The following is a 12,020-nucleotide window of genomic DNA, read 5'->3' on the forward strand; positions in this document are numbered from 1 at the left end:
TTTACAGTTTTATATTGATTCTACCGTTAAGATTGGTAAAAGTTGTGGTATTTATTTTTTGCATTAGTTTTTTATATTCCGGATATCCAATCGGATTTTTATTGTAAAGTGAATAGTGATAAAATAAAAGCATGTAATCGTATTTTGAAATCGTTCGAGTATCCATGTAGTTAAGAGCCAGCAAGCTGTTTTGGTTAAGACTTCTGGAAAAATTGAAATTCCCTAAAGATGAAAAGAAAAACTGTTTCAATCTTGTCATTAAAATTACTGGATTGTTGAACTGATTTGGATTGAAGGTCAATCTTCCGAAATAGAGCTTTTCGGAATCATCAGCCATTGTTACACTTGTTATTCCCTTAAAAAAATCATCTTCTGTAGGATTTATAGGTCTGGATACCGGAACAATATAATAATTGGCGTCATTTTTGTTTCCAACTATTGAAACGGATAACCTTTCAATTTTAGGTAAAAACATCACAAATTGTTTGAAATCTTCCCTTATGGTTTCAGGTATTGATTTGTCTAAGAAAATCTTAATTGGAACAGACCAATGCAGCAGTTTATTGTAACTCCCGTCATTTTGTTCGGTAAAAACATGGTAAGAATACTGGCGTTCAATTTTTTTTGGAATAATGATAGCACTAAATTCATTGGAAGTAATTCCATTAAAAAAAAACAACGAATCTTTTTCGAATTTATAATCCTGATACAACTTTTGAGTAATCGAATCGCCTTTCTGGGCGATTAACGAATTTAGATTAAACAGTAATAAAATAAGTAAAAGTCGGTTCATGATTAAGCAATCAAATATTGAAAAAGTAGGGCTGACTAATATATAAAAAAACTTACAATAAAATACCTGTTATAAAAAAAAACACCTGACAATCTTAGAACTGTCAGGTGCTATTTCTTGGTTTTATTGTAAAATTACAAAGTGATTATCTCATGGTTCTTTCTGTTACCTTTTCGTCATATTTTTGAACAAAAACTTCCAGTTTTTCAGGGTTTATTGTGCCGTCTGTGTTTAAAACTTTGTCTTTCAACATCCATTTTATCAGTTTTTCACAACTTTTTCGACTGTTCATAAAAGCCATAATTCTGCTGAAATCGGTAGATTCTACTTTTGTTTTTTCGTTTATGAAATTCAAAGCATAATAATCATCATCTACATATTTAGGTGTTTCGTTGTCAAAACTTCTGTAGTTCAAAATTTCCTCATCGTTCATGTTGAAAAACGAATGATTGGAGATGTTTATTTTTTCATATTTCAAAAACTGCTTACCGTCTAAAAGTATTTTGTCTTTAACAATTTCTACTTCTTGAGCATTTACAGCAAAGGAACTTAGAAGAACAGCGCCTAAAAAAAGTAATGTTTTTTTCTTCATTTTAATATAAGTATTCGTGTTTTAAGATTGTTATACCTGAATTACACCCAAATTAAAAGGTTTTTCAATAGGGGCGTGGTTAGCGGCTTCAATTCCCATGGAAATCCATTTTCGGGTATCTAACGGATTAATGATGGCATCCGTCCACAGACGGGAAGCGGCATAATAAGGAGAAACCTGTTCGTCGTATCGTGATTTGATTTTATTGAACAATTCGGTTTCTTTTTCCGGCGTAATTTCTTCTCCACGGGCTTTCATGGAAGATTCTTCGATTTGTAATAATACTTTAGCGGCCTGAGCGCCACCCATTACCGCTAATTCAGCACTTGGCCATGCAAAAATTAAACGCGGGTCGTATGCTTTTCCGCACATGGCATAATTTCCTGCGCCGTATGAATTTCCGACTACCACGGTAAATTTAGGTACTACCGAATTGGCTACGGCATTTACCATTTTGGCACCGTCTTTAATGATTCCGCCATGTTCCGATTTTGATCCAACCATAAATCCGGTTACATCGTGAACGAACACTAAAGGTATTTTCTTCTGGTTGCAATTTGCAATAAAACGGGTAGCTTTATCAGCTGAATCCGAATAAATTACACCACCAAACTGCATTTCGCTTGGCTTGGTTTTAGCGCCGGTTGTTTTTACGATTTTACGTTGGTTAGCTACAATTCCTACTGCCCAACCATCGATTCTGGCATAAGCCGTAATGATGGATTGCCCGTAACCGGCTTTGTATTCGTCTACTTCAGAATTGTCTACCAAGCGTTTAATTATTTCCATCATATCGTATTGTTCTGCTCTGGATTTTGGAAGGATTCCGAAGATTTCGTTTTCGTCTAAGGCTGGTTTTTCCGCTTTAATTCGGTTGTACCCGGCTTTGTCGTAATCACCAATTTTGCCAACGATGTTTCGGATAGTATCCAACGCATCTTTATCGTCTTTGGCTTTATAATCGGTAACTCCTGAAATTTCGCAGTGTGTAGTGGCTCCACCTAATGTTTCATTATCGATTGTTTCACCGATAGCGGCTTTCACCAGATAACTTCCGGCAAGGAAAATACTTCCGGTTTTATCTACAATAAGTGCTTCATCACTCATAATCGGTAAATAAGCACCACCAGCTACGCAACTTCCCATTACGGCAGCGATTTGGGTGATTCCCATACTGCTCATGATGGCATTATTGCGGAAGATACGTCCGAAGTGTTCTTTATCGGGGAAAATTTCGTCCTGCATCGGAAGATAAACTCCGGCACTGTCTACCAGATAAATAATAGGTAATCTGTTTTCCATTGCAATTTCCTGAGCGCGAAGATTTTTCTTGGCCGTAATTGGAAACCAGGCTCCGGCTTTTACTGTGGCATCATTTGCTACCACTATGCATTGTTTTCCGTTAATGTATCCAATTTTAACTACAACACCTCCTGAAGGACAGCCCCCGTGTTCTTTGTACATTCCTTCGCCAACAAAAGCGCCTATTTCTATGCTTTTTGCACCTTTATCCAATAAATATTCGATACGTTCACGAGCCGTCATTTTGCCTTCGGAATGAAGTTTTGCGATTCGTTTTTCGCCACCGCCCAATTTTACTTTGGCAAGGCGTTGTTTCATATCGGAAAGTAAAAGTTTGTTATGATCTTCGTTTTTGTTGAAGTTAATATCCATTATGTTGTTGTTTTAGCTGTAATAGTGTAATTTTGGTTGGCTAAAATACAAAACCTTTTTGTTCTTTGAAACAAAGATTTTAGTACAATTTTAAGGCTCTTATTTAAAAATGAATTGTTGTTAACTTAACATTAACTTAACATTGCACCGATACTTTTGCGGCAATAAATTCACATACAATGTCAATAAACAGTATTTTCCAATTTTTGGTACCAAAAGACAAAAAGTTTTTTCCTTTATTCGAACAGGCAGCTGCTAACTTAACATTGCTAGCCGAAACACTTCACGAAGCAGTAAACGCTCCTAAAAACGAAAGAGAGAATTATTACAAGAAAATTGAAGAGTTAGAAGCTAATATTGAGGAAATTACTCATAAAACGCATCTTGAATTGAGCAGAAACTTCATTACGCCATTTGATAGAGAAGACATTCATGCTTTAATTAAATCAATGGATGATGTTGCAGATTATATGCATGAAGCGGCCAGCAGAATGCGTTTGTATCAGGTTGAAAAAATTACTAAATCTATTCGTAAATTAACTGAAATTAATCTTGAAGCTTGTCAGCTAATCAGTAAAGCAGTTCTTGAACTTAAAGATCTTAAGAATCTTAAATCGATTACTGATGCCTGTAAGCGTATCAATAAATTGGAAAGCAAAGCAGACAACGTATTCGATAAAGCGGTTGCCGATATTTTCGAAAACGAAACGGATGCTAAAAACGTAATCAAATACAAGGAGGTTTTATCTTCGTTAGAAACAGCAACTGATAAATGTAAAGGAGTTGCGAATGTTTTAGAATCAATTGTTGTTAAGCATTCTTAATTTCTTTTCAATTTAGAAAGTAATCTATGGATTTTACATTATTAATACTAATCATTGTATTAGCGCTTGTTTTTGACTATATTAATGGTTTTCACGATGCGGCTAATTCAATTGCGACTATAGTTGCTACCAAAGTTCTTACGCCTTTTCAGGCTGTACTTTGGGCTGCATTTTTTAATTTTCTTGCTTATTGGGTTTTTGGTTTTGGAGTTGCCGATACGGTAGCAAAAACCGCTAAGACAGAAAATATTGATTTGGTTGTAATCCTTTCCGGAGTTATTGCAGCTATTATTTGGAATTTAATTACATGGTGGAAAGGAATTCCATCTTCTTCATCCCATACTTTAATCGGAGGTTTTGCTGGTGCAGCTATTGCACATGCGGGCTTTAATGTGGTAAACTGGTATAAACCTGGATCGGATGGTTCATTACCGTCTGGTGTTTTGGTGGTTATTGCATTCATTGTATTGGCACCGTTATTAGGGATGTTGATTTCTTATTTTATCTCCTTATGGTTAATGTATTCTTCCAAAAAGAATATTTATCCGAAAATTGTAACTGTTGTTTTGATGTTGTTGGCTGTTTGGCTGATGTCTACATTATTGGTTGGATATGAAGATATCAAAAAACCAAGATTTGAAAGTCATTTCCTGAGTGTACTTACTGAACCTTCTAATATAAAATGGTTTCTGGTAGCGTTCATATTTTTCAGTATTGCAATTTTTAACCTTGTTTTCAGTAGTTTTTCAACAGCTAAATCGGAAGCTATCCTTAAAAAAATGCAATTGTTATCCTCTGCTTCTTTCAGTTTAGGACATGGAGGTAACGATTCGCAAAAAGTAATGGGTATTATTGCTGCTGCTGTAGCGGTTTACATTCATACAAGCGGGGTGACCGTTGATTCGATGCCGGATTGGTTACATGTAATTTTACCTTCTGAAAAAGACGGTATCAAGACTGAGGGGCACATGCCGGGTTGGATTCCGTTAGCCTGTTACGGAGCTATTGCTGCGGGAACATTAAGTGGTGGATGGAAAATTGTGAAAACAATGGGTTCTAAAATTACAAAAGTAAATGCTTTTGAAGGAGTTGTGGCAGAATCTGCCGGTGCATTAACGTTGTTTATGACTGAGCATTTTAAAATTCCAGTTTCCACTACACATACCATTACAGGTTCTATTATTGGAGTAGGAGTAACCAAAAGGGTTTCTGCTGTTCGTTGGGGAGTAACGGTTAGCTTGTTGTGGGCATGGGTGCTTACCATTCCTGTTTCAGCTTTAATTGCTGCGATTGTATATTACATTATGAATATTTTTATTTAAAATAAAGATTCATTGATATAAAAAAAAACCACGCTTTTAGCGTGGTTTTTTATACTATTTTTTTAATGACCCGAAGTTTGTGTGTATGTCTTCCGGTATCAATATTGTAGATTCCCAAATGATCCAATCGGTCAATGCGTACTTTTCCGTGTGCATGAATGATGTAATTGTCTTCCATAATCATACCTACGTGTGTGATTCGTCCTTCTTCGTTGTCGAAAAAAGCTAAATCACCGGGCTCGCTTTCTTCAATGAAACTTAGTGCTTCTCCTTGTGTTGCCTGCTGTGAAGCATCGCGTAAAATCGAATATCCATTCAATTTGTAAACCATTTGTGTAAAACCTGAACAATCGATACCGAATGGTGTTTTTCCGCCCCATAGGTAAGGAGCGTTCAGATACATAAAAGCGGTTTTTATCAATTCCGATTTATGTTTGATGCCACAGACTTTTAATCCTTCAAAGGAAAATTGTGAGGTGTTAATTTCAGAATTATCCAAAAAAGAAAGTGAGCTTCCAATGGTAATAGGTAAAAGGGAATTGTTTGGGGTAGTGATGTATTCCACCAAATCAGCACTCATTATCGAAGCAGAATTTGATAGGGAATTATAATTGGTTTCCGAAATTACCTGAAATTGTTTGTTGTCAATCCAGCCTTCGTAATTATCAAAAGCCAATTGTATCCTGGACCATTTATCATTTTGTTCCAGAATTTTGAAATGTTCTCCAAAGAGTACCTGGGAAACTAATTCGCTTCTGTCACTTGGTTCGGCACGTAATGGAACTATGGCTAGATTACAAATAGCAAACATTTGGAAGAATTATGAGTTAAAAATTATGAGTTATGAATTATAAATTTCATCAATTCATAATCCACAACTCATAAAAGATAATTTATTTAGGCTCTTTCGATAACAATTGCAGAAGCACCGCCACCACCATTACAGATAGCTGCAGCACCAACTTTTGCGTTGTTTTGCTCTAAAACATTAATTAAGGTAACTACGATTCTGGCTCCGGAACATCCAAGAGGGTGTCCTAAAGAAACCGCACCACCGTTTACGTTTACTTTATTGTTGTCTAATCCTAAGATTTTAGCATTGGCTAAACCAACTACAGCGAAAGCTTCGTTGAATTCGAAGAAATCAACATCGTTAACGGTTAAGTTTACTTTGTCTAATGCTTTTGGTAATGCTTTTGCAGGTGTTGTAGTAAACCATTTTGGTTCCTGAGCTGCATCTGCATAGGATTTAATATACGCCAATGGTTTCAATCCCATTGCGTTTGCTTTTTCTTCGCTCATTAAAATTAAAGCTGCTGCACCATCATTAATAGTTGAAGCATTTGCGGCAGTAACAGTTCCGTCTTTTGTGAAAACGGCATTTAAGGAAGGAATCTTGTCTAATTTAACATTAGTGTATTCTTCATCTTTAGCGAAAACAATCGGATCTCCTTTTCTTTGAGGGATGGTAACGGGAACGATTTCATTATCGAATTTACCAGCTTCCCACGCTTTGGCAGAACGCTCATACGATTGAATTGCAAAAGCATCTTGCTCTTCGCGTGTGATTTTGTATTCTGATGCACATAAGTCGGCAGAAACGCCCATCGCATTATTGTCGTATGCATCGGTTAGACCGTCTTTCTGCATTCCGTCCAATAGCGTAGCAGGGCCGAATTTAGCTCCGTTTCTCATGTGAACATAATGCGGAATCAAACTCATGTTTTCCATACCACCGGCTACAACGATTTCAGCATCGCCTGCCATGATAGCCTGTGCACCCTGCATGATTGCTTTCATTCCCGAAGCACAAACTTTATTTACAGTAGTACAAACAACAGTATTTGGTAACCCTGCAAAAATAGCCGCCTGACGCGCAGGAGCCTGACCAACGCCAGCTTGAACTACGTTACCCATGATAACCTCGTCTACTAAATTTGGATCTAAATTAATTTTATTTAAAGCACCTTTGATTGCTGTTGCGCCTAATTGTGGAGCCGTAACGGTTGATAAACTTCCCATGAAACTTCCGATAGGAGTTCTTACAGCCGATACAATAACTACTTTTTTATTCATGATGTAATGTTGTTAGTTCGTTGAAGATGCGAATTTAACCAAAATTGTCAAGATATTTGAATTTGAATTTAAAAATATGAGCTTTTAAAGCTGTATCAGGTATACAAAGTATAAGAACCTTAAAAAAGGTGATTTTAAGAAAAACCTATTTAACTGACAATGAAACAGTTTTAAATTATCTTTGTCAAAAAACAAAAAAAATCTTAAAAATAGTTGCAGAAAAGATATCGTTAAGCTACATTTGCAACCGCAAAAAAGGATAAGTTCTTTGCAAGTAGGAGAGGTGCCAGAGCGGTAATGGAGCAGATTGCTAATCTGTCGACGGGTAACCGTCGCCAGGGTTCGAGTCCCTGTCTCTCCGCTTTTTCGGGGTGTAGCGTAGCCCGGTCATCGCGCCTGGTTTGGGACCAGGAGGTCGCAGGTTCGAATCCTGCCACCCCGACAAGTTAAATTTCAGTATTCCCAATAAAACTGAATAAAGAGTAAGGTCCCGTAGCTCAGCTGGATAGAGCAACTGCCTTCTAAGCAGTAGGTCTCAGGTTCGAATCCTGACGGGATCACAAAAAACCACTGAATTTCAGTGGTTTTTTTGTTTTATAGCTGTTTGGGTTTTTATTCCACACATTTCAGATAATCCATAAAGTAATTTTCCGGAAAATAATTGCCTTTGATACTTTCGGATTTCAGTTCTTTTTTCAAAACGTAATCAACCGTTTCTGTGGCATAATTGATTTTCATTAAACTTACGGGGAATTTTTTCAAATCTTCGAAGCCGTCTTTACTGAAAAGAAAATAATTGTTTAAAATACGGATGTTGTTTTTCTCTTTTTCATCATAAATTAACTGACTGCAAATCTCTCCTGCACTTAATAAGGTTACGATTTTTCCATTAGATAATTGCAGTGAAATTTTAGAAGAAGCGCTAAAACATTTGGGATTTATAAAGTCTTTGCTTTTTTGTAATAATTGGAAATTAAGGTAGGGTGTTCCGTCTGAGTTAATCAACGAAAATAAAACAAAATCCCTTGAATTTACAAAGTCCTTTTCGTAAATAAGATGTTCAGGAGTTTTTCGGATAAAGGTTGAATCTGTTTTTTCATCAACATCATAATCACACTTTTTTTGTTGTGCATTCAGGCTGATTCCGATAATAAGAATTAAGGCGGATAGTAGTTGTTTCATGTTTGATTTTAAATTTTCTCGCAAAGTAAAACTATTTTTTCGTTATTACTATTTGTGGTAAAAAAGCAATATTCGTTTCCGCCGTCTTTAATTTTCCATTTTTTACGGATTTCTTCAACGGATATCGGGAAATTTCGTGTTGTAATATTCATTTTTGCACCTTCAAACTTGTCTTTCATTTCCTTTTTTTCAAATGGGAGCATCATTTTTACTGCAAATTTTCTGCCAGGAAAATCAATTTCTGCATCTGAGGTATATAAATGTGAATGTTGGTGTAGTTTTTCGATGTTGTACTGTACGCCAATGGCCTCAAAAGCACCTGTTTTCATCATGGCTGCATTGGGTTCATACAGGTATTTCTTAGGAAGCGAGTAATCAGCTTTTGCGTCGGAATCACCGTATTGAACTGAAAAAACTTCCGCTTTGTCTTGTGTTAGCGACACTGCGTTCAGCATGATTTTTCCGTTGTACCCTTTTTCGATTTCCCAAAGCAATTCTTTTACTTCATTGTCAAGGGCGATAATGTGAATATTTTTAACAAAGGTTAGTTCAGTTAAAGCGGCAGTGATATCCAAAATCGGCGCGGTTTTTATCATGATTTTGTCTGAAAAACAAAAATACGTTTCCAATAAATTCGGCACGTTGGGCAAACAATCTTTCAGCATGAAAACTTTTCCTTTTACGTCACTTCTTCGCGAAGGATCAATATAAATCCAACTCCAATGTTGATTCAGTTTTTTAAGTATTTCCAAACTGTCGCCTTTGTAGCATTCGATGTTGCGTTGATTTAAAATCTGATAATTATGTTGCACTATGGCCGATAATTCTTCATTGATTTCACAATGTGCTACTTTGTTGAATTTTTGAGCGAAATAATAATCATCCACACCAAAACCTCCTGTTAAATCTATGAGTGTGACTCCGTTAATAAGCGAGGCTTTATAACTGGCAGTTCTTTCCGATGAAGTTTGTTCAATGGAAATTTTTGAAGGATAAAGGATATATTTGTGAGCAAACCACGTTGGCAGTTTGTCTTTTGCTTTGTTTTTGGAGGCAATCTGGTTTAAAATATCGTTCCATTTTATTTCGGGGAACGGGTTTTTCATCAGCGCAATTTTAGGAAAATTGGCTTGTAGTGAATTGGTTATAAAGTCCTGGACGTCAGAATTTAAAAGAGGAGAATCCAAACTAAATATCTTTGGTTAGTATTTGTACAATCTTGTTTTCGGGTATGAATTCTTTTCCAACAACTTTTAATACCGTGTAAAAAGGAACAGCAAGCACCATTCCGGTAATTCCGAAAAGATAGCCGCCAATCAGAATAATCAGAAAAATTTCTAAAGGATGTGATTTTACACTGTTTGAAAAAATTATCGGTTGGCTCAAATTGTTGTCGATGAGTTGAACTATAAAGAATCCGATTAGCACATAAATTGAAGTAGGTAATATTTCAGTAACGAAATCGGCTCCAAGATTGCCAATCATTGTCAGAATGAAAGCCAAACACGATCCTATCAATGGACCAACATACGGGATAATGTTTAAAACGGCACACAAAAAGGCAATTATCAGAGCGTTTTGTACTCCGAAAATCAATAAAACAATCAGGTATAAAATAAAAATAATGAAGAGTTGCAGCAGAAGTCCAATGAAGTAACGGGATAGCAATTCGTTGGTTTTATCAATGGATGCTAATATTTTGTCTTCGTGTTCGTCGGGTAAAATCCATTTAAACAAGGAATTAAAAACTTTTTTGTCTTTTAATAAAAAGAAGGTGATGAAGAAAACCGAGACGATTCCCACACCGAAACTACTTAAGGCATTTATAAAGGAATTCAGAAAATCGGAAATAATTGTCATATTAAATTTTGAAGCTATTCCGGATTTTTCGTAGAGTTGCTGCGCGTCAATATTGTGAGATGATAGATATTCATTGGCTTTTAGCAGCAGTGAATTGAATTCTTTTTCCATAGCCGCGGTATTCAGAAGCGACAAATTTTCTCCCTGTGAAGTTAGTAAAGGAACGAAAAGCAGGATAAACCCAACAATGATTAATGAAAAAAGAAATAAAGTGGTTACTACAGCAAAAGTGTTTTTAAATTTCAATTTGTGTTTGAGAAACCGTACGATTGGATTACCGATTAACGCAAGTACTAATGAAATAACAATATAGGTGATTACTGTACTGATTTGATAAATAAAATACAAAATCAACGCTATTCCTATCAATGTTAAAACAGCTCTAATTATTCCGTTTGAAATCTCTTTTGATGTCATAAAGTTGTTTTCATTTGAAATTTAAAAATATAAAAAAACTCGCTTATTAAGCGAGTTTTAATGATTTATTTTGAAAGCTATTATGGTTGCGCGAAAGAATTTCTTGCACCACCTGTAGCAAAAATTGCTAACATTCTTGATTTCTGACCGTTAGAGAACATATACATTCCTCTGTCATCAGTATAATCCATGTAGTTCATGGTCATTTCAATTGGAGTGCCTGTACAAGTACTGTAGTGAGGGTAAGCAGGAACACCGTAATTTGCTGCATTGTGTAATGGTGTATCGGAAACCTGGTCATTTCCACAAGTAGCATCACCCCAAATGTGACGTAAATTCATCCAGTGACCGATTTCGTGAGTAGCTGTTCTACCTAAGTTGTATGGGTATGTTGCTGTTCCGGTAGTTCCGAAATATTTAGAATCGATAACTACACCGTCAGTTGATGAAGATCCACCCGGGAATTGAGCGTATCCTAAGATTCCGCCACCAATAGTACAAACCCATAAGTTAAGTTTAGTAGTAGGTGAAGTTGGATTCATACCGCCTTGCGTAGATTTTTTCATAGCATCAGCAGTTCCCCATGATGTTTTTGTAGTCGATTTTCTGTAAACCGCATCCAAAACGAAAGAAACGCCAACGTTAGCTTTTACACCAGAGAACGTTGATGGAACTTTACTGAAATCAGAGTTTAAAGCGTTAAAATCTTTGTTTAAAGCATCAATTTGAGATTGAATTTGCGCTTGGGAGATATTTTCCGCAGTTGTTCTGTAAAGAACGTTTACAACTACAGGAATTTGAATTTTCCCGTTTACCAAGCGACCTTCTTGAATAGCTCTCTCTGTGAAAGATTCAATTTCATTCATTTTAATTGCCAATTCAGGATTTTGTCTCATTTGTTCCTGAAGCACTTCATGAGAGGCACAACCTCTGTGTGATAAAGAAGCAGTTTCCTGTGTTGCGGAATTCTCTTCTTTGTTACATGAAATTAAAGACATCAACAAAGCAGCTGATAAAAGAATTTTTTTCATAAAAGTTGATTTTTTGTTAAAAAATGGTTTAATAGTTTAATAGATTGCAATTATATAACATTTTTCTTAATTACAAAGAGTTTTTTTGTAATAAAAGTATTATTTTAAATTTTTCAAAGATTTTCAATGATAATCTGTTTTTTGTGTAAATAATTCAAAAACTAAACTGTACATAGTTGTTTGGTTGAGAAATTGTCACTGTTATTGAGCGTTTGTTTGGAATTGACTTTCGAATAAAATAAAAAAACC

Annotated in this window: 11 protein-coding genes and 3 tRNA genes; 5 read left to right on the forward strand and 9 right to left on the reverse strand. The window is 35.8% G+C overall.

What is annotated here, in order from left to right:
- Position 1: 1 nt before the first annotated feature.
- From FCR2A7T_RS10330 to FCR2A7T_RS10340, 3 genes are all read right to left on the reverse strand, one after another.
- On the reverse strand, positions 2 to 793 hold the full coding sequence (locus tag FCR2A7T_RS10330) for a hypothetical protein (protein WP_023571234.1): 792 nt from the start codon (positions 791 to 793) through the stop codon (positions 2 to 4).
- Between the two features lie 145 nt (positions 794 to 938).
- Positions 939 to 1,385 (reverse strand): hypothetical protein, encoded by a 447-nt coding sequence (locus tag FCR2A7T_RS10335; protein WP_023571235.1) that lies wholly within the window; start codon positions 1,383 to 1,385, stop codon positions 939 to 941.
- A gap of 30 nt (positions 1,386 to 1,415) precedes the next feature.
- Entirely contained in the window at positions 1,416 to 3,059 is a 1,644-nt protein-coding gene (locus FCR2A7T_RS10340; RefSeq protein WP_023571236.1) for an acyl-CoA carboxylase subunit beta, read from the reverse strand.
- A 179-nt stretch (positions 3,060 to 3,238) separates the two neighbouring features.
- On the opposite strand from FCR2A7T_RS10340, the gene FCR2A7T_RS10345 reads away from it, so the two are divergent.
- Both FCR2A7T_RS10345 and FCR2A7T_RS10350 read left to right on the forward strand, forming a co-directional pair.
- The gene (locus tag FCR2A7T_RS10345) at positions 3,239 to 3,883 is read left to right on the forward strand and encodes a DUF47 domain-containing protein (protein WP_023571237.1); all 645 of its coding nucleotides are present in this window, start codon (positions 3,239 to 3,241) and stop codon (positions 3,881 to 3,883) included.
- Between the two features lie 26 nt (positions 3,884 to 3,909).
- Entirely contained in the window at positions 3,910 to 5,205 is a 1,296-nt protein-coding gene (locus FCR2A7T_RS10350) for an inorganic phosphate transporter (protein WP_023571238.1), read from the forward strand.
- Between the two features lie 49 nt (positions 5,206 to 5,254).
- On the opposite strand, the gene FCR2A7T_RS10355 is transcribed toward FCR2A7T_RS10350, so the two are convergent.
- A complete protein-coding gene (locus FCR2A7T_RS10355; protein WP_035118243.1) occupies positions 5,255 to 6,016 on the reverse strand; it encodes a C40 family peptidase in 762 nt (253 codons plus the stop codon).
- Positions 6,017 to 6,102: 86 nt separating this feature from the next.
- Positions 6,103 to 7,281 (reverse strand): acetyl-CoA C-acyltransferase, encoded by a 1,179-nt coding sequence (locus tag FCR2A7T_RS10360; protein ID WP_023571240.1) that lies wholly within the window; start codon positions 7,279 to 7,281, stop codon positions 6,103 to 6,105.
- 277 nt (positions 7,282 to 7,558) lie between these two features.
- Here FCR2A7T_RS10360 and FCR2A7T_RS10365 point away from each other — a divergent pair.
- The 3 genes from FCR2A7T_RS10365 to FCR2A7T_RS10375 all read left to right on the forward strand — a co-directional run bounded on the left by FCR2A7T_RS10365 (position 7,559) and on the right by FCR2A7T_RS10375 (position 7,841).
- Positions 7,559 to 7,642: transfer RNA gene (locus FCR2A7T_RS10365), tRNA-Ser, on the forward strand.
- Between the two features lie 6 nt (positions 7,643 to 7,648).
- Positions 7,649 to 7,723: transfer RNA gene (locus FCR2A7T_RS10370), tRNA-Pro, on the forward strand.
- A 44-nt stretch (positions 7,724 to 7,767) separates the two neighbouring features.
- Positions 7,768 to 7,841: transfer RNA gene (locus FCR2A7T_RS10375), tRNA-Arg, on the forward strand.
- Between the two features lie 52 nt (positions 7,842 to 7,893).
- On the opposite strand, the gene FCR2A7T_RS10380 is transcribed toward FCR2A7T_RS10375, so the two are convergent.
- The 4 genes from FCR2A7T_RS10380 to FCR2A7T_RS10395 all read right to left on the reverse strand — a co-directional run bounded on the left by FCR2A7T_RS10380 (position 7,894) and on the right by FCR2A7T_RS10395 (position 11,771).
- Complete coding sequence (locus FCR2A7T_RS10380; RefSeq protein WP_023571242.1) at positions 7,894 to 8,463, reverse strand: hypothetical protein; 570 nt, start codon at positions 8,461 to 8,463, stop codon at positions 7,894 to 7,896.
- An 8-nt stretch (positions 8,464 to 8,471) separates the two neighbouring features.
- Complete coding sequence (locus FCR2A7T_RS10385; RefSeq protein WP_023571243.1) at positions 8,472 to 9,650, reverse strand: THUMP-like domain-containing protein; 1,179 nt, start codon at positions 9,648 to 9,650, stop codon at positions 8,472 to 8,474.
- 1 nt (position 9,651) lies between these two features.
- A complete protein-coding gene (locus tag FCR2A7T_RS10390; protein WP_023571244.1) occupies positions 9,652 to 10,740 on the reverse strand; it encodes an AI-2E family transporter in 1,089 nt (362 codons plus the stop codon).
- An 80-nt stretch (positions 10,741 to 10,820) separates the two neighbouring features.
- Positions 10,821 to 11,771: a zinc metalloprotease gene (locus tag FCR2A7T_RS10395; RefSeq protein WP_023571245.1), complete on the reverse strand. Its 951-nt coding sequence runs from the start codon at positions 11,769 to 11,771 to the stop codon at positions 10,821 to 10,823.
- Positions 11,772 to 12,020 lie beyond the last annotated feature (249 nt).

The sequence above is a fragment of the Flavobacterium cauense R2A-7 genome (genome assembly GCF_000498475.1).
In the GTDB taxonomy this organism is placed as follows: Bacteria; Bacteroidota; Bacteroidia; order Flavobacteriales; family Flavobacteriaceae; genus Flavobacterium; species Flavobacterium cauense.

Coding starts and splice junctions, on each gene's coding strand:
- FCR2A7T_RS10330 (WP_023571234.1), bottom strand. CDS start 793: ATGAACCGACTTTTACTTATTTTATTACTGTTTAATCTAAATTCGTTA.
- FCR2A7T_RS10335 (WP_023571235.1), bottom strand. CDS start 1,385: ATGAAGAAAAAAACATTACTTTTTTTAGGCGCTGTTCTTCTAAGTTCC.
- FCR2A7T_RS10340 (WP_023571236.1), bottom strand. CDS start 3,059: ATGGATATTAACTTCAACAAAAACGAAGATCATAACAAACTTTTACTT.
- FCR2A7T_RS10345 (WP_023571237.1), top strand. CDS start 3,239: ATGTCAATAAACAGTATTTTCCAATTTTTGGTACCAAAAGACAAAAAG.
- FCR2A7T_RS10350 (WP_023571238.1), top strand. CDS start 3,910: ATGGATTTTACATTATTAATACTAATCATTGTATTAGCGCTTGTTTTT.
- FCR2A7T_RS10355 (WP_035118243.1), bottom strand. CDS start 6,016: ATGTTTGCTATTTGTAATCTAGCCATAGTTCCATTACGTGCCGAACCA.
- FCR2A7T_RS10360 (WP_023571240.1), bottom strand. CDS start 7,281: ATGAATAAAAAAGTAGTTATTGTATCGGCTGTAAGAACTCCTATCGGA.
- FCR2A7T_RS10380 (WP_023571242.1), bottom strand. CDS start 8,463: ATGAAACAACTACTATCCGCCTTAATTCTTATTATCGGAATCAGCCTG.
- FCR2A7T_RS10390 (WP_023571244.1), bottom strand. CDS start 10,740: ATGACATCAAAAGAGATTTCAAACGGAATAATTAGAGCTGTTTTAACA.
- FCR2A7T_RS10395 (WP_023571245.1), bottom strand. CDS start 11,771: ATGAAAAAAATTCTTTTATCAGCTGCTTTGTTGATGTCTTTAATTTCA.